We start from the raw sequence: 24,532 nt of genomic DNA on the forward strand, positions 1-24,532 counted from the left end.
CCTAGGAATCTGAAAAACATAAAGAATTCAGGATTTAGCCGGGAGTTCAGCTACTCCAGGAGGGCGGGCGCTTTTCCGCCAGGGCCGCCACCCCGTCGCGTCCTTCGTCGGACAGACGGGACTCGGCGAAATGGGTCGCGGTATAGCGCAACAGATCCGGTCCCATGGGGCTGTCGTCGATCACCCGGATCAGGTCCTTGACCGCGGCCTGGGCCGCCGGACCGCCCTTCAGGCAGGCATCCACCAGATGATCGCGGGCGGCCTCCAGACGGTTCGCCGCCACCACGCCATGGATCAGGCCGAGGCGCAGCGCCTCGCGGGCATCGAACCGCTCGCCCGACAGCATATAGCGGCGGCAGGCCCGCGCGCCGATGGCGGCCGCCATCACCGGCGCAACCACCGACGGCGACAGGCCGACCCGAATCTCGGGCAGGGCGAAGCTGGCCTCCTCGACCGAGATCGCCATGTCGGCCGCCGCCACCAGCCCAACTCCCAGGCCGATGGCCGGACCTTGGACCAAGGCGATCACCGGTTTGGGGCAGCGATCCACCGCATCCACCAGCATGGCCAGTTGCGCGGCATCCCGCTGCAGGTCCGCGGCAGTGTGGTCGGCGCCCGCCTGCAGCCAGCCCAGCTCGATGCCGCCGCAGAAGCTGGGCCCTTCCGCCGCCAACACCACCACCCGCACCAGATCGGCGACGCCGATCTTCTGGAAGGCCTGGGTCAGGGTGGCGGCCAATTGGGCATCGACGGCGTTATGGAGGTCGGGGCGGGTCAGGGTCAGGGTGGCGACCGGACCGGCAATCCTGACATGAAGGGCATCACTCATGGGCGGCGTCCTTGCTTCGGCTGAAGCATGAGTAAACCATCTTGTCAGGCCGCAGTCGACAGAGGCCGCCGGAAATGCGTATGGTCCGGGAATTCCACCCCCTCACCCCCACACAGACCAGGACCGCCCCATGGAAAACCGCGAGATGTTCGAAGAGATCAACGCCCTGATCGGGGCGGTGGCCAAGGCGTTCGACCTGGCTGAAATGGAGGTGGTCAAGGCCATCGAGGCGGGCGAGCTGGGCATGAGCATGGTCACCGACGACCAGGGCCGCAACTGCGTCGAGGTCGGCTTCGACGGCCGCACCGCCCGCATCTATCAGGGCGCCATCTTCCGCCCCGACGACACCCCCGAGCCGGAAGACGACGAATGCGGCGGCGACAAGGGCCACGGTGGCTGTTCCTGCGGCCACTGACCCAAGCCGCTACGCCTTGCGCGCCACCCAGCCGCCGAAGCACAGCGCGCGGAAATAGGGCTGCGGCGGCCCGAAACCGGCCCCCGCCAGCAACTCGGCCAACCGCGTCTCGGTAACGGGAAAGATGTCGCGGTCGATGTGGCGGAAGCCCTTTTCCACCTCGCCCTCCGGAATGCCCGCCGCCAGTTGCAGATGCCGCCACCAGGCCCGCAACTGCTGCTGCCAAGCGTCGTCCCAGCGGCCGAACAGATCGGCCAGCACCAGCGGCGCGCCGGGTTTGAGATGACTTGATATCTCCTCGAGCAGGGCCGCCTTGGCCCCGTCATCCTTGAGGAAATGCATCACCAGCAGAGCGGTGGCGGCGTCGAAGGGCTCGAATTTGGGCAGGGCGCCGACCTTGGAGGGATACAGCCGCACCCGCCGGGTCAGGCGACGCTCGGCCACCTTGGCCTCGGCATGGCGCAGCATCTCCTTGGACGGGTCAACTCCCACCACCGCCAGACCGGGACAGCTTTCGGCCAGGGCGACGCATTCGACGCCGGTCCCCGCCCCCACCACCAGGGCACGGCCATGGCCGCCGGTAACCTCGGCCACGATCTGGCACGACAGGACATGCAGCGCATCATAGCCGGGAATGGCTTCCCGCACCCGGCGGTCATAAGCCTCGGCCCGGTCCTTGTCCCAATGATCCCGCTTATCCGCGTCCATCCAGCCCTCCCTGACCGCCATCCTCGGCAAAACCGTCCAATTGCCGCAGTGCCTCGCCCGTCACCAGGGCCGCCGCCAGGGCGACATTCAGCGAGCGCGGCCCCACCGCCATGGGAATGCGGATGCGCGCATGGGCGGCCTGGGCCACCTCGGCCGGAACACCGGCGCTTTCCCGTCCCACCATGATGGTGTCCCCCGCCTGGAATGTGAAGCGGTCATGACGGTCCTCGCCCAGGGTGGTCAGCAGCACCAGTCGGCGCCCCCCGTCCACCAGGGCCGCGTGGAAGGCCTCCCACGACCTGTGCCGCGCATAGCTGGATTGCGCGATATAGTCCATGCCCGCCCGCCGCAGCTTGCCGTCATCCCAGACGAAGCCGCAGGGCTCGACGATGTCGACCGGCACGCCAAGGCAGGCCGACAGCCGCAGCAGGCTGCCCGCGTTCTGCGGGATATCAGGCTGATAGAGCGCAAGACGGAGCCGATCCACCCAGACATTCCCCATTGGCCGCGCCATCGTCATATTATCGAAACATAATACAAGACGAGACGGCAGTTGAAACCAAAAGGCCGATGTGGTTAATAGTCGCGCTTCCGCGGGCCAACAAGAGGATTAGACATGGCTGATCAGGCACATAATGCCCAGCCCTCGTCGGTGGACGGGCAGACGCGGCGGGATTTCCTGCTGTATGCCACTTCTGCCGTCGGAGCGGTTGGGACTGGCTTGGCGCTGTGGCCGTTCGTGCACAGCATGAATCCGGCCGCCGATACGCTGGCACTTTCCACCACCGACGTCGACATTTCCACCATCCAGCCAGGTCAATCCGTGACCATCGTCTGGCGCGGCAAGCCGGTTTTCGTCCGGCGACGCCTGCCCGAAGAGATCGCCGATGCCGGTAAGGTCAACATCGCCGAACTGCGTGATCCGCAGGCTGACGCCGATCGCGCCAAGAAGGCCGAGTGGTTGATCCTGATCGGCGTCTGCACCCATCTCGGCTGCGTGCCGCTGGGCCAGAAGCCGGCTGATCCCCGCGGGGAATTCGGCGGCTGGTTCTGCCCCTGCCACGGCTCGCACTACGATACTTCGGGTCGCATCCGCAAGGGCCCGGCTCCGGCCAACCTGCCGGTGCCGCCCTATCAGTTCACCAGCGACACCACCGTCCGGATCGGCTGAGGGGGCCCGTGATGAGCGACTTCAAGAGCAACAACAAGGTGGTCAACTGGATTGATTCGCGCCTGCCCATCTTCTCGATGATGCAGCACAGCGCGATCGACTATCCGACGCCTCGTAATCTGAACTACTGGTGGAATTTCGGTTCGCTGGCGGCGGTGATGCTGATCATCATGATCCTCACCGGCCTGTTCCTGGCCATGAACTATTCCTCCCACACCTCGCTGGCCTTCGACTCGGTCGAACGCATCATGCGTGACGTGAACTATGGCTGGCTGTTGCGTTATCTGCACGCCAACGGCGCCTCCATGTTCTTCATCCTGGTCTACATCCACATCTTCCGCGGCCTCTATTACGGTTCGTACAAGGCCCCGCGCGAAATCCTGTGGTTCGTCGGCATCGCCATCTATCTGGCGATGATGGCGACCGGCTTCCTGGGCTATGTGCTGCCCTGGGGCCAGATGTCCTTCTGGGGCGCCACCGTGATCACCAACCTGTTCTCGGCCTTCCCGCTGGTGGGCGAGCACATCGTCACCTTGCTGTGGGGCGGCTTCTCGGTGGACAATCCCACCCTGAACCGGTTCTTCGCGCTGCACTTCCTGCTGCCCTTCGTCATCCTGGGCCTGGTGGTCGTGCATGTGTGGGCGCTGCATACCGTCAAGTCGAACAACCCGCTGGGCATCGACATGAAGGGGCCGCAGGATTCGATCCCGTTCCACCCCTACTACACCATCAAGGACCTGTTCGGCATCGGCCTGTTCCTGATGTTCTACCTGGGCTTCGTGTTCTGGGCGCCCAACTTCTTCGGCGAACCCGACAACTACATCCCGGCCAACCCGATGGTGACCCCGCCGCATATCGTCCCCGAATGGTACTATCTGCCGTTCTACGCGATCCTGCGCTCCTTCACCTTCGACCTGCCCTTCCTGCCCGCCAAGCTGCAGGGCGTGCTGGCCATGTTCTCGGCCATCCTGATCCTGTTCGCCCTGCCCTGGCTGGACACCTCCAAGGTGCGCTCGGCCAAGTTCCGGCCGTTGTACCGCCAGTTCTTCTGGCTGTTCTTCGTCAACGCCATGGTCCTGGGCTATGTGGGTGGCATGCCGGCCGAAGGCATCCTGGTGCGTCTCGGCCAGTTCTGCACCGCCTACTACTTTGCTCACTTCCTGGTAATCCTGCCCCTGCTGGGCAAGATCGAGAAGCCCAAGGCGCTGCCCGCCTCCATCTCGTCGCCGGTGGTCAAGGCCGCCGCGCTCGGCGTGATGATCCTGGTTGGTCTGGCCGGATTCTCGGGCCAGGCCCTGGCCAGCGGCGGACAAGGCCCCGAACTGAAGAAGCCCGCCCAGCCCTTCTCGTGGGAAGGCGTCTTCGGCAAGCACGACAAGGCGACCCTGAAGCGTGGCTATCAGGTGTTCCACGACGTGTGCTCGGCCTGCCACTCCATGAAGCTGGTGGCGTATCGCAACCTTGCCGATATCGGTTTCACCGCCGATGAGATCAAGGCCTTGGCCGCCGAGAAGGAAGTGACCGACGGACCCAACGACGAAGGCGCCATGTTCCAGCGCCCCGCCCGCGCGTCCGACAAGTTCGTGCCTCCGTTCCCCAACGACAAGGCCGCCCAGGCGGCCAATGGCGGCGCCCTGCCGCCTGACCTGTCGCTGATGAACAAGGCCCGGGTCAAAGGCCCCTACTACGTCTACTCGCTGATGCTGGGCTACGAGGATGCTCCTCCGGCCGGGGTGACCATTCCCGAAGGTAAGATGTTCAACCACTACTTCCCGGGCAATGCCATCAGCATGCCCATGGTGGTCAGTGACGACATCGTCACCTATGCCGACGGCACCAAGGCCACCAAGGAGCAGATCGCCTACGACGTGGTGACCTTCCTGAACTGGGCCGCCGAGCCCGAGCTTGACGCCCGCAAGAGCATGGGCGCCAAGGTCATGGTGTTCCTGGCCCTGATCACCGCCATGCTGTATGCGCTGAAGCGGCAGATCTGGAAGGACGTTCACTGAGCGTCCTGGCCTGACGGAAAGCATCGCGGCCGCCCCGGCGACGGGGCGGCCGTTTTGTTGTCCGACGGCCCTATTTCCAGATGGGCTTGCCCGAGCCCGGCAGGCCCAGCTCGGCCCAGCGCTCGCTGACCCGCGCGACCATGTCGTCGCTCATGCGGATTTTCTCGCCCCATTCGCGATGGGTCTCGGGCGGCCATTTGTTGGTGGCATCCATGCCCAGCTTGCCCCCCAGCCCGGATTCCGGGCTGGCGAAATCCAGATAGTCGATGGGGGTGCCCTCGATCACCGTGATGTCGCGGGCCGGGTCCATGCGGGTCGAGATGGCCCACATCACGTCCTTCCAGTTCCGCGCGTCGATGTCGTCATCCACCACGATGACGAATTTTGTGTACATGAACTGCTTGAGGAAGCTCCACACCCCAAACATCACCCGCTTGGCATGGCCGGGATAGGCCTTCTTCATGCTGACCACGGCGATGCGGTAGGAGCAGCCCTCGGGCGGCAGCCAGAAATCGATGATTTCCGGGAACTGCTGCGCCAGCAGTGGAATGAACACCTCATTCAGCGCCTCGCCCAGCACGCTGGGCTCGTCCGGCGGACGGCCGGTGAAGGTGGACAGATAGATGGGGTCCTTGCGCATGGTGATGGCGGAGATGCGGAAGACCGGGAAATCCTCCACCGAATTGTAATAGCCGGTATGGTCGCCATAGGGGCCTTCCGGACCGTTCTCGTCGGGCATGACATGGCCTTCCAGCACGATCTCGGCCTCGGCCGGGACCTTGAGCGGCACCGTCTTGCAATCGACCAGCTCCAGCTTCTTCCCGCGCAGCAACCCGGCGAACTGGTATTCCGACAAGGTTTCCGGCACCGGCGTGACGGCGGCGATGATGGTGCCGGGATCGGCGCCGATCACCACGGCGCAGGGCATGGGTCCCTTGCCCGCCTTCACCCAGCGCTGGAAATGCTGGGCACCGCCCCGATGCTTCAGCCAACGCATCAAAGTGGTGTCGCGCCCGGTGACCTGCATGCGGTAGATGCCCAGATTGAAACCGTCGCGCTTGTCGTCCTTGACGTTGGGACCTTGGGTCACCACCAGCGGCCAGGTGATCAGCGGCGCCGGTTCGCCCGGCCAACAGCCCTGGATGGGAAGGCGCGCCAGGTCCACCTGATCTCCGGTCAGCACCACCTGCTGACAGGGCGCGCTGCTCACCGTCTTGGGCCGCATGGCCATGACGGTGCGGGCCAGGGGCAGCATCTCCAGGGCTTCGCGCCAGCCACCAGGCGGTTCGGGCTGCTTGAGGAAGGCCAGGGTTTCCCCCACCTCGCGCAACTGGTGCGGCTCGCGGTCCATGCCCCAGGCCACCCGCTCCACCGTGCCGAACAGGTTGACCAGCACCGGCATGCCATAGGCGGTGCCATCGGGCCGCACCACGTTCTCGAACAGCACCGCCGGGCCGCCCTCGGCCAGCAGCCGGGTCTGGATCTCGGTCATCTCCAGATGGGGCGAGACCGGCGCCGCGACCCGTTTCAGCCGTCCGGTCTCCTCCAGGCGGCGAATGAAGTCACGTAGGGAGTCGTAAGGCATGTCGAGGGTCTCCGTGCTGGCGCCCCAGGGGACGACGAAGACGGTTTCCCGTCAAGAGGCGATCGAAGGCACCAGAATCGATCAATATGTGATAAAAATACGGCACAACCCTGACTTCACGGCGCACATATTTGCCTGTAGGCTCTGCACTCGGAGGTTCGGGGGATAACCGGGAAGGCAAGGGCCCAGTCCATGGCCGTATTCCAAAAGGAAGAACGCTATCGCACGCTGATCGAGCTGGGCATCGCCTTGTCGGCGGAGCGCAATCACAACCGGCTGATGGAGAAGATTCTCCATGGCGCCAAGGGGATGTGCAACGCCGATGGCGGCACCCTCTACATGGTGACCGACACCAAAGACGGGTTGCGCTTCGAGATCATGCTGAACGACACCCTGGACATCGCCATGGGCGGGACCACGGGCAAGCCCATTCCGTTCCCGCCGCTGCGGTTGCGCGATGATTTCGGCCATCCCAACCACAAGAACGTCTCCAGTTCCTGCGCGCTGACCGGCACCACCATCAATATCGTCGACGCCTATGACGACACCAAATTCGACTTTTCCGGCACCAAGGCCTTCGACGCCAAGACCGGCTATCGCTCGAAATCCTTCCTGACGGTGCCGCTGAAGAACTACGAGGGCGAGGTGATCGGCGTGCTGCAGCTGATCAACGCCCGCGACCGCCGCAACCGCATCATGGCCTTCGGCGCCGAGATCACGCCGCTGATCGAGGCCCTGGCCAGCCAGGCGGCGGTGGCCCTGGACAATCAGCGCCTGATCGAAGCCCAGAAGAACCTGTTCAAGAGCTTCATCCAGGTCATCGCCGGGTCCATCGACGCCAAGAGCCCCTATACCGGCGGCCACTGCCACCGCGTCCCCGCCGTCACCTTCATGATGGCCCAGGCCGCCTGCGAGCAGACCGAAGGCCCCTTCGCCGATTTCCAGCTGACCGAGGACGAGTGGTACGAGTTGGAAGTCTCGGCCGGCCTGCATGACTGCGGCAAGGTCACCACCCCGGAATACATCGTCGACAAAGCCACCAAGCTCGAGACCATCTATAACCGCATCCATGAAGTGCGCATGCGCTTCGAGGTCATGAAGCGCGACGCCGTCATCACCTATCTGGAGGGCCTGCTGGCCGGGGAAGAGGATGCCGACACCCTGAAGGAGCGCCTCGACGAGACCCTGGCCCGCATCGACGACGATTTCGGCTTTGTCGCCGAATGCAATGTGGGAGGCGAGTTCATGGCGCCCGAGAAGGTCGACCGCCTGAAGGACATCGCGTCGCATACCTGGACCCGGACCCTGGACGACACATTGGGCCTGTCCATCGACGAGATGCGCCGCCGCAGCCCCGACGCCCCCAAGCCGCCGGTCAAGGAATCGGTGCTGGCCGACAAGGACTGGCACGTCATCCCGCACGAGATCGCGGTGGATGTCAGCCGCTACGAGGCCGAGGGCATCACCATGAAGCCGCCGGAGCACCGCTACAATCTGGGCGAGATCTACAATCTGTGCATCGGCCGCGGCACGCTGACCGCCGAGGACCGTTTCAAGATCAACGATCACATCGTCCAGACCATCTTCATGCTGAAGGCCCTGCCCTTCCCCAAGAACCTGTCCCGCGTGGCGGAATGGGCGGGCGGCCACCACGAAAAGATGGACGGTGGCGGCTATCCCAAGGGCCTGACCCGCGACCAGATGTCCTGGCCCGCCCGCATGATGGCCATCGCCGACATTTTCGAGGCGCTGACCGCCGCCGACCGCCCCTACAAGAAGCCCAAGACCCTGTCGGAATCGCTCAAGATCATGTCCTTCATGGTCAAGGACCAGCATATCGACCCCGATCTGTGGCAGCTGTTCCTGACCTCGGGCATCTGGAAGCAATACGCCGAGAAATATCTGCGGCCCGAGCAGGTGGACGACGTGGATATCTCCAAATACCTGCCCAAGGCGGCGAAATAGCGGCCCCGTGGCGGGGTTCCGCGCCTATATCGCCGCCTCCCTGGACGGCTATATCACCGACCGGGACGGGTCCATCGCCTGGCTGCAGCCCTTCGACGCCATCGACTACGGCTTCGACGACTTCATGACCCATATCGGCACCCTGGTCATGGGGCGGACCACCTATGACCATCTCCACGCCATGGGCCATTGGCCCCATGGCGACAAGCGCTGCATCGTGGTGACCTCGCGCACCATGGACACCGCACCCGACAATGTGGAGCCCTGGGTGGGCGACATCGCCCGGCTGGTGGAGGAATTGCGGGCAGGGACGACCGGCGATGTCTGGGTGGCGGGCGGCGCCAAGGCCATCCGCGCCTTCCTCGACCTCAAGGCCATCGACCATTTCGACCTGTTCGTGATGCCGGTGATGCTGGGCGGTGGCAAACCGCTGTTCGAGCCCTCGGAACGGACCGCGCGCCTGACCCTGCTGGCGGCGAAAAGCTATATCAACGGCGTGGTCCGGCTGTCCTACGTGGTGGGATAGAAGCCGACGAGCCAGGGGCGAGGAGTTGCGGGCAAGGCCCGGCGCGGCCCGTGCCGCGAAAGCCAAGCCGCCGGAGGCGGCGCCCGGCGACTGAGGGACAATAAAGCCTCCCTTCGCCCGCCTTTCCCTATTCTCCCGCCCCTCTCTATTCCAGCGCCTGGCGCAGAGCCGCCGCACTGGCCCAGGGCGCCAGCACCAGCGCCGCCACCAGGATGCCCGACAGGATCAGCAGATGGGGCTTGGCGCTCATGCCCTGGACGGCGGCGTCGATGGCGCCGACCCCGAAGATCAGCACCGGCACGTAAAGCGGCAGGATCAGCAGCGACAGCAATACCCCACCACGCCGGGCGCCCAGCACCAAGGCGGCGCCGATGCCGCCGATCAGCGACAGGATGGGAGTGCCCAGCGCCATGGCCGCCAGCAGGGTGGCGAAGCCCTCGGGCTGCATGTGCAACAGCACCGCCAGCACCGGGGCGGCCACCATCAGCGGCAGGCCGGTGGTCAGCCAGTGGGCCAGTATCTTGGCGGCCACCACCACGCCCAGCGGCGTCGGCGTCAACACCAGCAGTTCCAGCGAGCCGTCCTCGTAATCGGCCTGGAACAGCCGGTCCAGCGACAGCATGGAGGCCAGCAGGGCGGTGACCATCAGCACGCCCGCCGAGACCCGTTCCAGCACATTGACCTCGGGGCCGATGCCGAAGGGGAACAGCACCACCGTCAGGACGAAGAAGGTGACCACCATGACGCTGTCCGAGCCCTGGCGCAGGGCCAGGCGCAGGTCGCGGCGCACCACTTCGAGGAAGCGGTTCATGGGAATTCCTCCGCCACGGCAAATTCGTCCAGATGCATCTCGGTGGCACCGGGCAGGTCGATATCGGCATGGGTGGACAGCACCACCATGCCGCCCTGGGCGCGATGCTCCGCCAACACCGCTTCCAGCGCCTTGATGGAAGCCTTGTCGAGAGCGGTGGTGGGCTCGTCCAGCAGCCAGAGCGGGCTGGGCGCCGCCAGCAGCCGCGCCAGATTGGTGCGGCGCTTCTGGCCCGCCGACAGCATCTTGCCGGGAATGGCCGCCAGATGGGACAGGCCGAAACGGTCCAGCGCCGTTTCCACCGCCAACCCCGCCCGACCGGCATGGGAATCGTGGAGATGGGCCCAGAAGCGGAGATTCTCCGCCACCGTCAGCACCGGCTTCACCGCGTCGTGATGCCCCAGGTAATGGGTGCGGGCGTTGTGGCCTTCCGGATTCTCGCCCACCGGCTCTCCGTCCCAGGCCAGCACGCCATGGGCGGGCCGCAGCAGCCCGGCCATCACCCGCAGCAGCGACGACTTGCCTGAGCCGTTGGGGCCAAGCAGCACCAGCGCGCCGCCGCTTTCAAGGCTGAACCCCAGACCGGCGAACACCACCCGCCCGCCCCTGAGGCAGGCCAGATCGGTTCCGGAGAATGTGGCGGCGGCCGGGATGGTCATGGGCGGCACCATGGCAAAATTCCGCCGCCTTGACGAGGGGGTTTCGTCGCTGGAGCAGGACGAGTTGGCCGCCCATTCCATTTGCTTTGCGTCATGCCCGGACGTGTTCCGGGCATCCGCGCGTTTCCATCCGGCACGGTGCCTGACGGTACCCATGGATGGCCGGGTCGAGCCCGGCCATGACGGAGAGGGAGGGGGCTGAAATGGGTCAAGGCTTCCCGTTCCGCCGGGGCTCGAGCGGCTCGCACCGGGGCCGAATCAACAGCGGCGGTCGGGCCAGGGGGAGCACCGACCGCCGCCTTGAAAGCCCGGCTTCACCCGCCCGAGGGGGTGGGAAGGCGGGGAAGCCTCCGGGCCTTGAACATCATGATGCCCCCCAATTAAGGCAAATTCATGGCCGACATGCGGCGGCGATTGCGGAAACACTCTTTCCTATGGCGGGCGATAAGGGTAGTTTTCTTCCCCGCGAACCCCCACTTAAGGGTGGTTCGCCGCTGAATGCAGACCGGACCCCTTCGGGAATCCGGCCCACACACTTGACCGAGAGGATTTCGCCGTGCTTGAAGCCTATCGCCAGCATGTCGCCGAGCGTGCCGCGCTCGGGATTCCGCCCCTGCCGCTGTCGGCGGCCCAGACCGAGCAACTGGTCGGCCTGCTGCGGAACCCGCCCAAGGGGGAGGAACAGACCCTCGTCGAGCTGATCACCTATCGCGTCCCGGCCGGCGTCGATGACGCGGCCAAGATCAAGGCCGATTTCCTGGACAAGGTGGCCAAGGGCACCGAGACCTGTTCGCTGATCTCGCGCGAGAAGGCGGCCGAGCTGCTGGGCACCATGCTGGGCGGCTTCAACGTCAAGCCGCTGATCGAGCTGCTGGCCGATGCCAAGGTCGGCACCGTCGCCGCCGAGGGCCTGAAGAAGACCCTGCTGGTGTTCGACTTCTTCCATGACGTCAAGGACCTGGCCGACAAGGGCAACGCCAACGCCAAGGCGGTGATCCAGTCCTGGGCCGATGCCGAGTGGTTCACCTCGCGCCCGGCGGTGCCGGAAAGCCTGACCGTCACCATCTTCAAGGTGACCGGCGAGACCAACACCGACGACCTGTCGCCCGCTCCTGACGCCTGGAGCCGCCCCGACATCCCGCTGCACGCGCTCGCCATGCTGAAGAATCCCCGCCCCGGCATCGAGGCGGACGAACCCGGCCAGCGTGGCCCGCTGAAGCAGCTGGAAGCCCTGGCCAAGAAGGGCCATCTGGTGGCCTATGTGGGCGACGTGGTCGGCACCGGCTCTTCGCGCAAATCCGCCACCAATTCGGTGCTGTGGTTCACCGGCGAGGACATCCCCTTCGTGCCGAACAAGCGCTTCGGCGGCGTCTGCCTGGGCACCAAGATCGCCCCGATCTTCTACAACACCATGGAAGACGCGGGCGCGCTGCCCATCGAGCTGGACGTCAACCAGATGAACATGGGCGACGTGGTCGAGCTGCGTCCCTATGACGGCAAGGCGCTGAAGGACGGCAAGGTCATCGCCGAATTCACCGTCAAGTCCGAGGTGATCTTCGACGAAGTGCGCGCCGGCGGCCGCATTCCGCTGATCATCGGCCGCGGCCTGACCGCCAAGGCCCGCGAGGCCCTCGGCCTGCCGGTCTCGACCCTGTTCCGCCTGCCCGCCGTGCCCAAGGATACCGGCAAGGGCTTCTCGCTCGCCCAGAAGATGGTCGGCCGCGCCTGTGGCCTGCCCGAGGGCAAGGGCATGCGCCCCGGCACCTATTGCGAGCCCAAGATGACCACCGTGGGCAGCCAGGACACCACCGGCCCCATGACCCGCGACGAGTTGAAGGATCTGGCCTGCCTCGGCTTCTCCGCCGATATGGTGATGCAGTCCTTCTGCCACACCGCCGCCTATCCGAAGCTGGTGGACGTCAAGACCCACCGCGAGCTGCCGGGCTTCATCTCCACCCGTGGCGGCGTCGCGCTGCGTCCCGGCGACGGCGTCATCCACTCCTGGCTGAACCGCCTGCTGCTGCCCGACACCGTGGGCACCGGCGGCGACTCCCACACCCGCTTCCCCATCGGCATCTCCTTCCCGGCCGGTTCCGGTCTGGTGGCCTTCGCCGCCGCCACCGGCGTCATGCCGCTGGACATGCCGGAATCGGTGCTGGTGCGCTTCAAGGGCAAGATGCAGCCCGGCGTCACGCTGCGTGACCTGGTCAACGCCATCCCCCTCTACGCCATCCGCGCCGGTCTGCTGACCGTGGAGAAGAAGGGCAAGAAGAACGTCTTCTCCGGCCGCATCCTGGAAATCGAAGGCCTGCCCGACCTCAAGGTGGAACAGGCGTTCGAACTGTCCGACGCCGCCGCCGAGCGTTCGGCCGCCGCCTGCTCGGTGCACCTGGATAAGGCGCCGATCATCGAGTACATGACCTCGAACATCACCCTGATGAAGTGGATGATCGCCAACGGCTATCAGGATGCCCGCACGCTGGGCCGCCGCATCAAGGCCATGGAGGCCTGGATCGCCGATCCCAAGCTGCTGGCCCCCGACGCCGATGCCGAATACGCCGCCGTGATCGAGATCGATCTGGCCGACGTCAAGGAACCCATCGTCGCCTGCCCCAATGACCCCGACGACGTCAAGCTGCTGTCCGAAGTGGCCGGGGCCAAGATCGACGAGGTCTTCATCGGCTCGTGCATGACCAATATCGGCCACTTCCGCGCCGCCGGTAAGGTGCTGGAAGGCAAGTCCGACATCCCGACCCGCCTGTGGATCGCGCCGCCCACCAAGATGGACGCCATGATCCTCAACGAGGAAGGCTACTACTCGGTGCTGGGCAAGTCAGGCGCCCGCATGGAAATGCCCGGCTGCAGCTTGTGCATGGGCAATCAGGCGCAGATCCGCAAGGGGTCTACCGCCATGTCCACCTCCACCCGCAACTTCCCTAACCGTCTGGGTATCGACACCAACGTCTATCTCGGCTCCGCCGAGCTGGCCGCCGTCTGCGCCCTGATGGGCAAGATCCCCACCGTCGCCGAGTATCTGGAGCAGGTGAACGTGGTCAACGCCAAGGCCGCCGACATCTATCGCTACATGAACTTCGACCAGATCGCCGAATTCCGCGATCAGGCCGCCACCGTGACGGTCTGATCCCGGACCGAGGGTCTATCGACCAAGCCCACCCCCTCGGGGGTGGGCTTTTTCGTCGCGGATGCCATGCCCTCTGCCATCTTTAAATTCATCCAATCCGCATGTTATGATATGGAGTCTAATGGGGAAGCAGCATGACGGCACCCAGGGCCATGCCCAACAGCGGCAATCAGCTGATTGATCGCCAGCACCGGGCCATCAGCGAGATCATCGCCCGCGCCGCCGAGAGCGTGCGCAATGGCGGCGAGGGCTTCACCGACGCGGTGTTGAACTTCTACGACGCCTTGGCGGCCCATTTCGCCCTGGAAGGCGTCATCTTCCGGGGCGCCGGCTTCGATGCCGCCGACGAGCACGACAAGGCCCATGCCGCCATTCTGGATCGGGTACGCGCCATCATCGATGCCCAGGATGTCACCCAGGGCACGTCGGTGCGCCATGCCGCCATCGACGAGCTGGAGCAGATTCTCTACGACCATGAACTGCTGGAAGACTCCGCCTATTGGGAAGCGGTGCGGTTCGACCCCGACGAACAGGCGGTGGTATGGGATCCGGAGCTGGAAACCGGGATCGACTGGATCGACGAACAGCACCGCCACCTGGCCGCCATCATCAATCAACTGGCCCTGGCCGCCCGGGCCGGTGACGGCGAGGCGCTGTCCGAGTTGGCCGATCGCTTCCTGCGCCATGCCCGCCAGCACTTCGCCGCCGAGGAACGTTATCTGATCGCCCAGGGCATTCCTGTTTCCACCCATCGGGCCGAGCATCGACGCCTGCTCGGTGAATTGGATCGCATGATGGCGGGCAGCGAGTCATCAGCCATGGCCGATCATTACCTGCGCTACTGGATCTTCGACCACATCCGAACCACCGACATGGCGGATTTCGGACCGGTCAGTCCCGATCGTGCAGACTGACGCGCGAGAAGCCTTCCGCCACCGGCAGATAGGAGCGGCGCCGTGACTTGGCGTCGCGCAGCGCGCTGCCCGCATAGATCTGCTTGGCCGCCTCGACCATGAGGACCCCGCCGAAGGTTTCGAACCAGCGCGAGCCGATTTCCTCCATGGCCGAGGCCGAACGCAGCAGCATGCGCGAGGTGGTCGGCGGCAGGAACAGCGCCGAAGCGCGCGCCACCGGGGTGAACATGTTGTCGCGCAACAACCGGTCCAACTGGCCCTTGGTATAGGGACGGCCATTGCCGAAAGGGGTGCGTTCCAGCCTGGCCCAGATGCCGCGCCGGTTAGGCACCACCACCAGCAGCCGTCCGCCATCGGCCAGCACCCGCCAGGCTTCCCGCATCATGGCGCGAACCTGTTCGGTGGATTCCAGGGCATGGACCAGCAGCAGGCGGTCGATGGAGCGATCGGGTAGCGGCAAATCGGTCTCGTCGGCCAGCGCGGTCAGGCCCGGCCCCTCGGCGGGCCAGGGCAGCACTCCCTGGCTGGCGGGCATCACCGCGATCACCCGTTCCGCCTCGCCGAGATAGGGCCGCAGATAGGGCGTGGCGAATCCCAGCCCCAGCACCCGCAGCCCCGACAGATCGGGCCACAACTGGCGCAGGCGACGGCGGATGAGCCGTTGCGCCACCTGACCCAGGCTGGCGGAATAGAAGTCGCGGAGATCGACCACGTCGGTCCACATGGCCGGATAGGCGAGATCGCGATTCACGGGGGGGCTCCTGCGGTTCCTGCCAGAAGAATAGGCGGAACCGAAGATTGGCGCTACACTCCGCGCAATCCAACGCCGCGAGGCCGCCATGGCTAAGATCGTCGTCGAGCAGATTCCCGTCCTGTCGGACAATTACATCACCCTGGCGCACGAGCCCGTCAGCGGTGCCACCGCCGCCGTGGACCCGGCGGTGGCCGAACCGGTGCTGGAGCATCTGGCGGCCAGGGGCTGGACCCTGTCCCATATCCTCAACACCCATCACCACGGCGACCATACCGGCGGTAATCTGGAGCTGATCCGCCGCACCGGCTGCACGGTGGTGGGCGCCGCCCGGGATTCCGAGCGCATCCCCGGCATCTCCATGGAGGTGGGCGAAGGCGATACCTTCCTGCTGGGGGGCGCCGCCGTCATGGTGCTGGAAACCCCCGGCCACACCTCCGGCCACACCGCTTACTGGTTCCCCGACGCCCATGTGGTCTTCGCCGGAGACTGCCTGTTCTCGCTGGGCTGCGGCCGACTGTTCGAGGGCAGCGCCGAGGAGATGTGGGCCTCGCTGAAGAAGCTGCGCGACCTGCCCCCAAACACCCAGGTCTATTGCGCCCACGAATACACCGCCTCCAATGGCCGCTTCGCCAAGCTGGTGGAGCGCGACAACCAGGCCCTGGCCACCCGTCTGGAGCAGGTGGAGAAGCTGCGGGCCAAGGGCCTGCCCACCATTCCCACCACCATCGCCGAGGAACGCGCCACCAACCCCTTCCTGCGGGCCGACACCGCCGCCGTCGCCAAGGCGGTGGGCATGGAGCCCGGCACCGACCCCGCCCGGGTCTTCGCCGAACTGCGCCGCCGCAAGGACGCGTTCTAGAGTCTGTCCGGCTTAGGTGAAAACGTCCTCTCACCTCGTCATGGCCGGCTCCCGGATCAAGTCCGGGGGTGATCCGGCCATCCATGGATCCTCGGGTCGAGCCCGAGGGTGACGAGTGGGCATATAAAGTCCGCCAAGCTCGGACAGAGCTACATCGCCTCCGCCGGGAACAGCCGCGACGGGGTGACGATCTCGGCCTGGGCCGCCACCAGCGCCAGCTCGCGACGCCCCAGGGCGCGGGTGCGCGTCAACACCCCGAACACGCTGGACACCGCCAGCGACAGGGCCTCGGGCGCCTCGGTCCCCTTCAGCAGATGCCCCAGCAGCAAGGCCGACAGCAGGTCACCCGCCCCGTTGGGCGGATGGGGGAAGTCCAGGCGCGGCGTCGCCACCCTCCAGGCGCCGTCGGCGCTCACCGCCAGGCAGGCGATGGAGCCCTCGCCCGCCGTCAGGCTGCTGACCACCACCAGGCGTGGCCCCCTACCACCGGAGGAGGCCGGGGCCAGCAAGCGCCGCGCCGCCACCACCGCGCCGCCCAGATCGGCCACCGGCAAACCGGTCAGCAGCGACAGTTCGAAACGGTTGGGCGTCACCACCTGGGCGGCGGGAATCAGCTTGTCGGCCAGGACGGCGGGAATGCCCGCCTTGACATAGAGGCCCGGCCCGTCGTCGCCCATCACCGGATCGCAGAGATACAGCGCGCCGGGCGGCAGCGCGTCCAGGGCATCCAGCAGCACCACCCCGGCCGCCGCCTCGCCCAGATAGCCCGACAGCACGCCATCCAGCGCCGCCAGGGTCCCCACCCGGCGCAGGCCCTCGACCACATCGGCCAGATGGGGCGCGGCCATGGCCGCGCCTTTCCAGCCGCCATGGCCGGGATGGTTGGAGAACTGCACCGTATCCACCGGCCAGACGTCGAATCCCAGCCGCTGCAACGGAAACACCGCGGCGGAATTGCCCACATGGCCATAGGCGACGGCCGACTGGAAAGAAAGAATCTGCATGTCGCGCCCGGTATAGAGGATAGATTGTTGCGCTGCAACCGGGGCTTCGGTTAGTCTGCCCCGCCTTTTCCATCTTACGGGAGTATGCCCCATGGCGACCACCGCGCGGCCGCGCCGCTCCGTCCTCTACATGCCCGGCTCCAATCCCCGCGCCCTCGACAAGGCCCGAACCCTGGCCGCCGACGGCCTGATCCTGGACCTCGAGGACGCCGTCGCCCCCGACGCCAAGGACACTGCCCGCGCCCAGGTGGTGGAAGCGGTCAAGGCGGGCGGCTATGGCCGCCGCGAGCTGCTGGTGCGGGTCAACGGCCTGTCGACGCCCTGGTTCCATGCCGATGTGGCCGCCGCCGCCCAGAGCGGCGCCGACGCCGTCCTGATCCCCAAGGTGGAAAGCGCCGACGCGGTGCGGCTGACCCAGGCCATCATGGAGGCCAATGGCGCCCCCGACACCATGGCCATCTGGTGCATGATGGAGACCCCCAAGGGCATCCTGCGCGCCGAGGAGATCGCCACGTCGAGCCCGCGCATGGCCGGTTTCGTCATGGGCACCTCGGACCTCGCCAAGGACCTGCATTGCGCCCATACCCGCGAGCGGCTGCCCATGATCACCTCGCTGGGCCTGTGCCTGCTGGCCGCCCGCGCTCATGGGCTGGCGGCGCTGGACGGGGTCTATCTCGACCTAAACGACGACGAGGGCTTCGAGTATTCCTGTCGCCAGGGCCTGGAACTGGGCTTCGACGGCAAGACCCTGATCCACCCCAAGACCATCGACGCCGCCAACCGGGTGTTCGCGCCCTCGGAAAAGGAGATCGAGTGGTCCAGGAAGATCATCGCCGCCCATGCCGAAGCCGCCGCCCAGGGCAAGGGCGTGGTGGTGGTCGATGGCAAGCTGATCGAGAACCTGCACGTGGAAAACGCCCGGCGCATCGTCGCCATGGCCGAACTGATCGCCGAGGGCTGAGGAACCCTCTCCCGCAAGCGGGAGAGGGTGGCGAATGAAATGAGCCGGGTGAGGGCCCTCACCCTCCCACCGCTTCACGGCGGGCCCCTCCCTCTCCCGCAAGCGGGAGAGGGGAAGAAACAAGGAATTGAGAATGACCAAGACCAATGCCGGTAACTTCTTCGAGGATTTCCGCCTCGGCCAGGTGATCACCCACGCCACCCCGCGCACCGTGACCTCGGGCGACGTGGCGCTGTATACCGCGCTCTACGGCTCGCGCTTCGCCGTCAATTCCTCGGCCGAGTTCGCCAGGTCCATCGGCCTCGCGGCGAACGGCGCCGCCCCGGTGGACGACCTGCTGGCCTTCCATGTGGTGTTCGGCAAGACCGTGCCCGATATCAGCCTCAACGCCGTAGCCAATCTGGGCTATGCGGCGGGCCGCTTCGGCGCCCTGGTCTATCCCGGCGACACCCTGACCACGGTCTCCACCGTCATCGGCTTGAAGGAGAATTCCAACAAGCAGACCGGCGTGGTCTATGTGCGCTCCACCGGCACCAACCAGAAGGGCGAGATGGTGGTGGAGTATGTGCGCTGGGTGATGGTGCGCAAACGCGACGTCAACGCGGTGGTGTCCGAGGAATCGGTCCCCGAGCTGCCCGGCTCGGTGGCCGCCGCCGACCTGATCATCCCGGCCGGTCTCGATCTCAAGGCCTATGACGGCACCCTCGCGGGCAGCCCGCATCGCTGGTGCGACTACGCCGTGGGCGAGAAGATCGACCATGTGGACGGCATGACCATCGAGGAAGCCGAGCACATGATGGCCACCCGCCTGTGGCAGAACACCGCCAAGGTGCATTTCAACCAGTATACCGAGGGCCAGGGCCGCTTCGGGCGGCGCCTGATCTATGGCGGCCACATCATTTCCCTGGCCCGCGCCCTGTCCTTCAACGGCTTGGGCAACGCCTTCAAGCTGGTGGCCTTCAATGGCGGCCGCCACGCCAATCCCACCTTCGCGGGCGACACCATCCACGCCTGGTCGGAAGTGCTGGAAAAGATCGAGATCCCCGGCCGCTCCGATGTGGGGGCGCTGCGCCTGCGGCTGGTGGCCACCAAGAACCAGCCCTGCGCTGCCTTCCCCTTCAAGGCGGAGAACGGCAAGGATTTCGACGCCTCGGTGGTCCTCGACCTCGACACCACCGTACTGATGCCCCGCTGACGCCTCTCCCTCCCCCGCCTCGGCGGGGGAGGGAGCCCGAGGGACCCGACGCTGGAGCGTAGCGACTGGCGCGTTGAGCGCCCGCGAGCCCATGCGAGCGAAAGCCAAGGGTTTCGGAGAAACCCGCCCGGCGCCTGAGGGACAATGGGCCCTTGCCCACACTCCCGCCATTGGCCGGGGCGATCCGCCGTGCTATGGTCCGCCGCACGCGTGAGCCGCAACGGTCAGGCCCTTGAGCAAGCAGAAGATTTCCCTGGATCACTCCACCCTCGTCCTGGTTCGCCGCCTGATCAAGGAGGGCATGCGCCCCTATCTTGGCAAGGTGGTGATGGCGGTCGTCTGCATGGTGGTGGGCGCGGCGGCCAATGCGGGCTATGCCCTGCTGATGGACCCGGTGGTCAACAAGATCTTCACCGAGCGCCAGTCGGACTTCCTGTGGCCGCTGGGCCTGGCGGTGCTGGCCACCTTCGCCCTGAAATCCATCGCCAATTACGGCGAGGCGGTGTTCCTGTCCAAGGTGGGCCTGCGGGTCATCGCCGACATGCAGTCGCGGCTGTTCGCCCATCTGATGCGGCTCGACGTGGCCTATTTCCACGCCAATTCGACGGGGCGCATCCTGTCGCGGCTGACCAACGACATTTCCTCCATGCGCTTCGCGGTGTCCGACGCCCTGACCGGGGCGGGCAAGGACGCCTCGTCGCTGATCTTCCTGATCGGCGCCATGTTCTATCAGGACTGGCGGCTGTCGGCCTGGACCTTCTTCGTCTTCCCGCTGGCCATCCTGCCCATCGCCAAGCTGGGGCGGCGCATGCGCAAGGTCACCGACAACACCCAGGAGCAGATGGGCCTGCTGACCACCTATCTGGAACAGGCGGTCCAGGGCATAAGGGTGGTCAAGGCCTATGGCATGGAGGAATACGAGAAGGCCAAGGTCAAGTCGCTGGTGGAGACCCTGCAGGACCTCACCTACAAGGCCGCCCGGGTGCGGTCGGCGTCCAGCCCCATCATGGAACTGCTGGGCGGCGTCGCCATCACCGTGGTGATCCTCTATGGCGGCTCGCGCGTCATCGAGGGCCACACCACGCCGGGCGCCTTCTTCTCCTTCATCACCGCCCTGATGCTGGCCTATCGGCCGCTGAAGTCGCTGGCCTCGCTCAACACCAATCTCCAGGCCGGCCTGGCGGCGGCGGCGCGCACCTTCTCGGTGCTGGACTCGCCCCCCGCCATCCAGGACCGCCCCGACGCCAAGGATCTGGTAGTACTGGAAGGCAATGTCCGCTTCGAGGGCGTGTTCTTCACCTATGACGGCAGCAAGGCGGTGCTGGACGGCATCGACCTGGCGGTTCCCGGCGGCAAGACCGTGGCGCTGGTGGGACCGTCGGGGGCGGGCAAGTCCACGGTGCTGAACCTGCTGCCCCGCTTCTTCGAGGTCACCGATGGCCATGTCATGGTGGACGGCCAGGACGTCCGCAGTGTCACCATGGCCAGCTTGCGGGCCAAGATCGCCCTGGTCAGCCAGGAAATCACCCTGTTTGACGACACCATCCGGGCCAATATCGCCTATGGCCGCTTCGGCGCCACCGACGAGGAGATCGAGGCCGCCGCCCGCTCCGCCGCCGCCCACGACTTCATCACTAGCCTGCCCGAGGGCTATGACACCGTGGTGGGCGAGCGCGGCCTCAACCTGTCGGGCGGCCAGCGCCAGCGTCTCGCCATCGCCCGGGCCATGCTGAAGAACGCCCCCATCCTGCTGCTGGACGAAGCCACCAGCGCGCTGGACACCGAGTCCGAGCGCCAGGTGCAGACCGCCCTGGAACACCTGATGAAGGGGCGCACCACCATCGTCATCGCCCATCGCCTGTCCACCGTGGTCAATGCCGACCTGATCCATGTGCTGGACCGGGGCCGGGTGATCGAATCCGGCGACCACGCCAGTTTGATGGCCAAGGACGGAACCTATGCCCGTCTGTACGCCATGCAGTTTGCCGACGACCCCGCCGCCGTCCCCTCGGGACGCTAGCCATGGGGCTGGCCAAGCGCATCGGCAAGAGCGAATCCCTTCGCGGCCTGCTGTGCTGGCTCGGCTCGCTCTATATCCGCTTCGTCCATCTCAGCGGACGCTGGCAGGTGGTCAATGACGGCCATGCCCGGGCGCTGTGGGATGCTGGCCAGCCCTTCATCCTGGCCTTCTGGCATGGCCGCATCCTGATGATGCCCAAGAGCTGGCGGCCTTCGATTCCCATCCACATGCTGATCAGCCAGCACCGCGATGGCCAGTTGATCGCCCGCACCGTCGCCCATTTCGGCATCGAGACCGTGGCGGGCTCCTCCACGCGGGGCGGCAGCGCCGCATTGCGCGCCATGCTGAAATTCCTGAAAGGGGGCGAATGCGTCGGCATCACCCCCGATGGCCCCAAGGGGCCGCGCATGCGGGCGTCGTCGGGTATCGTCAATGTGGCGCGCCTCGCCGGGGTGCCGATCCTGTGCGCGACCTTCGCCACCGAGAAGCGCAAACTGCTCGGCAGTTGGGATCGTTTCGCCGTGGCGCTGCCGTTCTCGAAGGGCGTTTTCGTCTGGGCGGAGCCCATCCATGTGCCCCGCGATGCCGACGAGGCCGGGCTGGAGGCCAAGCGGCTGGAGGTCGAGACGGCGCTGAACGCCATCACCCTTGACGCCGACCGCCGCATGGGGGTGGAAAGCCCCGAACCGGCCGAACCGGAGGCGACAGCATGATGCACCGCCTCTACCAGGGCCTGACCACCCTGGGCGGGCCGCTGATCGGCCTGTATCTGGAACGGCGCAAGCGTCGCGGCAAGGAGGATTCCGCCCGCTTCGCCGAACGCCTCGGCCGCCCCGCCCGGCCGCGTCCGGCCGGTCCGCTGGTCTGGGTCCATGGCGCCTCGGTGGGAGAATCGCTCTCCATGCTGCCGCTGATCGAACGGCTGTGCGGCCGGGGGCTGAACGTGCTGGTCACCACCGGCACCGTCACCTCGGCCCGGCTGATGGAACAGCGGCTGCCCAAGGGCGCCCTGCACCAATACGTGCCGGTGGACCGCATGGCCTATGTCCGGAGCTTCCTCGACCACTGGCGGCCCGACCTGGCGCTGTGGGCGGAATCTGAGTTCTGGCCCAACCTGCTGGCGGAAAGCCGCAGGCGCGGCGTGCGGCTGGTGCTGGTCCAGGGCCGGGTCTCGCCGAAATCCTTCGCCGGGTGGAAGACGGTGCCCGGCTTCATCCGCAAGCTGCTGTCGGGTTTCGAACTGTGCCTGGCCCAGACCGAGGGCGACGCCCAACGGCTGGCCGCCCTGGGCGCCCCCGCCGCCCGCTGCCTGGGCAATCTGAAATACGCGGTGCCACCGCTGCCCTGTGATCCGGGCGAGTTGGAGCGGCTGCGCCATACCATGGCCGGGCGGCCGGTCTGGCTGGCATCCAGCACCCATCCCGGCGAGGAAGTCCTCTGCGCCCAGGTCCACGCCGCCCTTGCCGCCCGCTTTCCCGGCCTGCTGACCCTGATCGTGCCCCGCCATCCCCCGCGCGGCGCCGAAGTGGCGGCGGAGTTGCGCCGCCTCGGCCTGACGGTGGCGCTGCGCTCGGCCCATGAGCCGCTGGCCCCTGCCACCGACATCTATGTGGCCGACACTATCGGCGAGCTGGGGTTGTTCTACCGGCTGGCCGACATCGTCTTCGTCGGCAAGTCCCTGGCGGTGGGCGGCGGCCAGAACCCGTTCGAACCCGCCCGCATGGGCTGCGCCGTGCTGTTCGGCCCGGCCATGGACAATTTCCCCGACATGGTGGACGCCATGCGGGCGGCGGGAGCCGCCACCGAAGTCGCCGATGCCGAGGCCTTGACCCTGGCGGTGGGCGGTCTGTTGGCCGATCGTCAGCGCACCCAGTCCCTGAAAGCCGCCGCCCTGGCCTGGACCGAGGCCGAGGCCGGGGTGCTGGACAAGGTGGAGGCGGCGCTGGCCCCCCTGCTCGGCGGATTGGACAAGCGTCATGCGCGCCCCTGACTTCTGGCATCGCGACAACGCCGTGGCCGCCGCCCTGGCGCCGCTGGGCGCGGTCTATGCCTGGGCGGTGGCCCGCAACCTGGAGCGGGCCGAGGAATACCGCCCCGCCATACCGGTGATCTGTGTCGGCAATATCGTGGCGGGCGGCGCGGGCAAGACACCGGTGGTGATCGCCCTGGCCCGGCGCCTGCTGGCCGCCGGACGCAAGCCGCACCTGCTGACCCGGGGCTATGGCGGTTCCGAGGTGGGGCCGCGTGCCGTCGACCTGGACCGCCACGACTTCGTGCGGGTGGGCGACGAGGCGCTGCTGCTGGCCGCCGAGGCCCCCACCTGGGTGGCCCGCTGGCGCCCCGACGGCGCCGTGGCGGCGGTGGAAATGGGCGCCGACCTCATCATCATGGATGACGGCTTCCAGAACGGCTCCATCGCCAAGGACCTGTCGCTGGTGGTGGTGGATGGCGCCTATGGCTTCGGCAACGGCCGTCCCATCCCCGCCGGTCCCTGCCGCGAGCCGCCCGAACGCGGGCTGGCCCGCGCCGATGCCGTGGTGCTGGTGGGCGAGGACCGCACCGGCGTTGCCGCCCGCTCCGAGGCCGCCGGGGTGCCGGTGCTGCGGGCGCGGCTGGTGCCGGGACCGGAAGGCGCCGAATTGATGGGCCGCAAGCTGGTGGCCTTCGCCGGCATCGGGCGGCCCGAGAAATTCTTCGAGACCTTGAAGTCCTGCGGCGCCCGGCTGGTGACCACCACCGCCTTTCCCGATCACTACGCCTATGAGCGCGCCGAGATCGAGGACCTGCTGGCCGAGGCCGAGGCCAACGAAGCCCTGGCCATCACCACCGCCAAGGACCGCGTCCGCCTGCCCGCCGACCTGCGCCAGCGGGTCGCGGTTCTGCCGGTGGCGCTGGACTGGGAGCAGCCGCATCTGCTAACTCCCCTGCTCGACCGCATTGGAGTGAAAGCTTGACCACCAATTACGACGATGTCATCCCGACGACCGAAGGACGGAGGGATCTCA

Annotated in this window: 22 protein-coding genes and 2 pseudogenes; 16 read left to right on the forward strand and 8 right to left on the reverse strand. The window is 66.6% G+C overall.

What is annotated here, in order from left to right:
• Window positions 1–46 precede the first annotated feature (46 nt).
• Window positions 47–829 carry an enoyl-CoA hydratase-related protein gene (locus A6A04_RS14545; RefSeq protein WP_068494106.1) on the reverse strand — a complete coding sequence of 261 codons (783 nt, stop codon included), beginning with the start codon at window positions 827–829 and terminating at the stop codon, window positions 47–49.
• Window positions 830–959: 130 nt separating this feature from the next.
• On the opposite strand from A6A04_RS14545, the gene A6A04_RS14550 reads away from it, so the two are divergent.
• Window positions 960–1,244, forward strand: coding sequence for a hypothetical protein (locus A6A04_RS14550; protein ID WP_068494107.1), 285 nt, complete (start codon window positions 960–962; stop codon window positions 1,242–1,244).
• A gap of 9 nt (window positions 1,245–1,253) precedes the next feature.
• Here A6A04_RS14550 and A6A04_RS14555 read toward each other — a convergent pair whose 3' ends face one another.
• Window positions 1,254–1,952 carry a class I SAM-dependent methyltransferase gene (locus A6A04_RS14555; protein ID WP_068494109.1) on the reverse strand — a complete coding sequence of 233 codons (699 nt, stop codon included), beginning with the start codon at window positions 1,950–1,952 and terminating at the stop codon, window positions 1,254–1,256.
• Window positions 1,939–2,439 carry a tRNA (cytidine(34)-2'-O)-methyltransferase gene (locus A6A04_RS14560; protein WP_245651220.1) on the reverse strand — a complete coding sequence of 167 codons (501 nt, stop codon included), beginning with the start codon at window positions 2,437–2,439 and terminating at the stop codon, window positions 1,939–1,941. The genes A6A04_RS14555 and A6A04_RS14560 overlap by 14 nt, the downstream gene beginning before the upstream one ends.
• Before the next feature lie 129 nt (window positions 2,440–2,568).
• On the opposite strand from A6A04_RS14560, the gene petA reads away from it, so the two are divergent.
• From petA to A6A04_RS23200, 3 genes and pseudogenes are all read left to right on the forward strand, one after another.
• A complete protein-coding gene (gene petA / locus A6A04_RS14565; RefSeq protein ID WP_068494113.1) occupies window positions 2,569–3,123 on the forward strand; it encodes a ubiquinol-cytochrome c reductase iron-sulfur subunit in 555 nt (184 codons plus the stop codon).
• Window positions 3,124–3,134: 11 nt separating this feature from the next.
• Window positions 3,135–4,367 (forward strand): annotated as a pseudogene (locus tag A6A04_RS23195) (cytochrome b); the annotation flags it as partial.
• A 111-nt stretch (window positions 4,368–4,478) separates the two neighbouring features.
• Window positions 4,479–5,132: pseudogene (locus A6A04_RS23200) on the forward strand (cytochrome c1); the annotation flags it as partial.
• 70 nt (window positions 5,133–5,202) lie between these two features.
• Here the strand turns inward: A6A04_RS23200 and A6A04_RS14575 are convergent.
• Window positions 5,203–6,717, reverse strand: coding sequence for a UbiD family decarboxylase (locus A6A04_RS14575; protein WP_068494117.1), 1,515 nt, complete (start codon window positions 6,715–6,717; stop codon window positions 5,203–5,205).
• 192 nt (window positions 6,718–6,909) lie between these two features.
• On the opposite strand from A6A04_RS14575, the gene A6A04_RS14580 reads away from it, so the two are divergent.
• A complete protein-coding gene (locus A6A04_RS14580) occupies window positions 6,910–8,682 on the forward strand; it encodes an HD family phosphohydrolase (RefSeq protein ID WP_068494119.1) in 1,773 nt (590 codons plus the stop codon).
• 7 nt (window positions 8,683–8,689) lie between these two features.
• Window positions 8,690–9,208, forward strand: a complete 519-nt coding sequence (locus tag A6A04_RS14585; protein WP_068494121.1) for a dihydrofolate reductase family protein — start codon at window positions 8,690–8,692, stop codon at window positions 9,206–9,208.
• A 145-nt stretch (window positions 9,209–9,353) separates the two neighbouring features.
• On the opposite strand, the gene ccmB is transcribed toward A6A04_RS14585, so the two are convergent.
• Window positions 9,354–10,019, reverse strand: coding sequence for a heme exporter protein CcmB (gene ccmB / locus A6A04_RS14590; protein WP_068494123.1), 666 nt, complete (start codon window positions 10,017–10,019; stop codon window positions 9,354–9,356).
• Window positions 10,016–10,690, reverse strand: a complete 675-nt coding sequence (ccmA, locus tag A6A04_RS14595) for a heme ABC exporter ATP-binding protein CcmA (RefSeq protein WP_068494125.1) — start codon at window positions 10,688–10,690, stop codon at window positions 10,016–10,018. Before ccmA ends, ccmB begins: the two co-directional genes overlap by 4 nt.
• Between ccmA and A6A04_RS14600 the strand changes: the two genes are divergently transcribed.
• The 3 genes from A6A04_RS14600 (at window position 10,689) to A6A04_RS14610 (ending at window position 14,734) form a co-directional block, all read left to right on the forward strand.
• Window positions 10,689–10,880, forward strand: coding sequence for a hypothetical protein (locus tag A6A04_RS14600; protein WP_156612628.1), 192 nt, complete (start codon window positions 10,689–10,691; stop codon window positions 10,878–10,880). The two genes, ccmA and A6A04_RS14600, sit on opposite strands and share 2 nt — an antisense overlap.
• Before the next feature lie 354 nt (window positions 10,881–11,234).
• Window positions 11,235–13,820, forward strand: coding sequence for a bifunctional aconitate hydratase 2/2-methylisocitrate dehydratase (gene acnB / locus A6A04_RS14605; RefSeq protein WP_068494128.1), 2,586 nt, complete (start codon window positions 11,235–11,237; stop codon window positions 13,818–13,820).
• Between the two features lie 134 nt (window positions 13,821–13,954).
• Window positions 13,955–14,734, forward strand: coding sequence for a hemerythrin domain-containing protein (locus A6A04_RS14610; protein ID WP_082914954.1), 780 nt, complete (start codon window positions 13,955–13,957; stop codon window positions 14,732–14,734).
• Here the strand turns inward: A6A04_RS14610 and A6A04_RS14615 are convergent.
• The gene (locus tag A6A04_RS14615) at window positions 14,712–15,458 is read right to left on the reverse strand and encodes a class I SAM-dependent methyltransferase (RefSeq protein ID WP_068494505.1); all 747 of its coding nucleotides are present in this window, start codon (window positions 15,456–15,458) and stop codon (window positions 14,712–14,714) included. The genes A6A04_RS14610 and A6A04_RS14615 overlap by 23 nt on opposite strands.
• Before the next feature lie 115 nt (window positions 15,459–15,573).
• Between A6A04_RS14615 and gloB the strand changes: the two genes are divergently transcribed.
• Window positions 15,574–16,347 (forward strand): hydroxyacylglutathione hydrolase, encoded by a 774-nt coding sequence (gloB, locus tag A6A04_RS14620; RefSeq protein ID WP_068494131.1) that lies wholly within the window; start codon window positions 15,574–15,576, stop codon window positions 16,345–16,347.
• A 149-nt stretch (window positions 16,348–16,496) separates the two neighbouring features.
• On the opposite strand, the gene pdxY is transcribed toward gloB, so the two are convergent.
• The gene (pdxY, locus tag A6A04_RS14625) at window positions 16,497–17,351 is read right to left on the reverse strand and encodes a pyridoxal kinase PdxY (RefSeq protein WP_068494133.1); all 855 of its coding nucleotides are present in this window, start codon (window positions 17,349–17,351) and stop codon (window positions 16,497–16,499) included.
• 91 nt (window positions 17,352–17,442) lie between these two features.
• Here pdxY and A6A04_RS14630 point away from each other — a divergent pair, with 91 nt between their 5' ends.
• From A6A04_RS14630 to lpxK, 6 genes are all read left to right on the forward strand, one after another.
• On the forward strand, window positions 17,443–18,312 hold the full coding sequence (locus A6A04_RS14630; protein WP_068494135.1) for an HpcH/HpaI aldolase/citrate lyase family protein: 870 nt from the start codon (window positions 17,443–17,445) through the stop codon (window positions 18,310–18,312).
• A 133-nt stretch (window positions 18,313–18,445) separates the two neighbouring features.
• Window positions 18,446–19,507: a MaoC family dehydratase gene (locus tag A6A04_RS14635; protein ID WP_068494137.1), complete on the forward strand. Its 1,062-nt coding sequence runs from the start codon at window positions 18,446–18,448 to the stop codon at window positions 19,505–19,507.
• Window positions 19,508–19,739: 232 nt separating this feature from the next.
• Entirely contained in the window at window positions 19,740–21,527 is a 1,788-nt protein-coding gene (gene msbA, locus A6A04_RS14640; RefSeq protein WP_068494138.1) for a lipid A export permease/ATP-binding protein MsbA, read from the forward strand.
• 2 nt (window positions 21,528–21,529) lie between these two features.
• Window positions 21,530–22,240 carry a lysophospholipid acyltransferase family protein gene (locus A6A04_RS14645; protein WP_068494141.1) on the forward strand — a complete coding sequence of 237 codons (711 nt, stop codon included), beginning with the start codon at window positions 21,530–21,532 and terminating at the stop codon, window positions 22,238–22,240.
• Window positions 22,237–23,517, forward strand: a complete 1,281-nt coding sequence (locus A6A04_RS14650; RefSeq protein WP_068494142.1) for a 3-deoxy-D-manno-octulosonic acid transferase — start codon at window positions 22,237–22,239, stop codon at window positions 23,515–23,517. The genes A6A04_RS14645 and A6A04_RS14650 overlap by 4 nt, the downstream gene beginning before the upstream one ends.
• Entirely contained in the window at window positions 23,504–24,481 is a 978-nt protein-coding gene (lpxK, locus tag A6A04_RS14655) for a tetraacyldisaccharide 4'-kinase (protein ID WP_068494144.1), read from the forward strand. The genes A6A04_RS14650 and lpxK overlap by 14 nt, the downstream gene beginning before the upstream one ends.
• Window positions 24,482–24,532: the final 51 nt, after the last annotated feature.

The sequence above is a fragment of the Paramagnetospirillum marisnigri genome, assembly GCF_001650715.1.
Taxonomy (GTDB): Bacteria; Pseudomonadota; Alphaproteobacteria; order Rhodospirillales; family Magnetospirillaceae; genus Phaeospirillum; species Phaeospirillum marisnigri.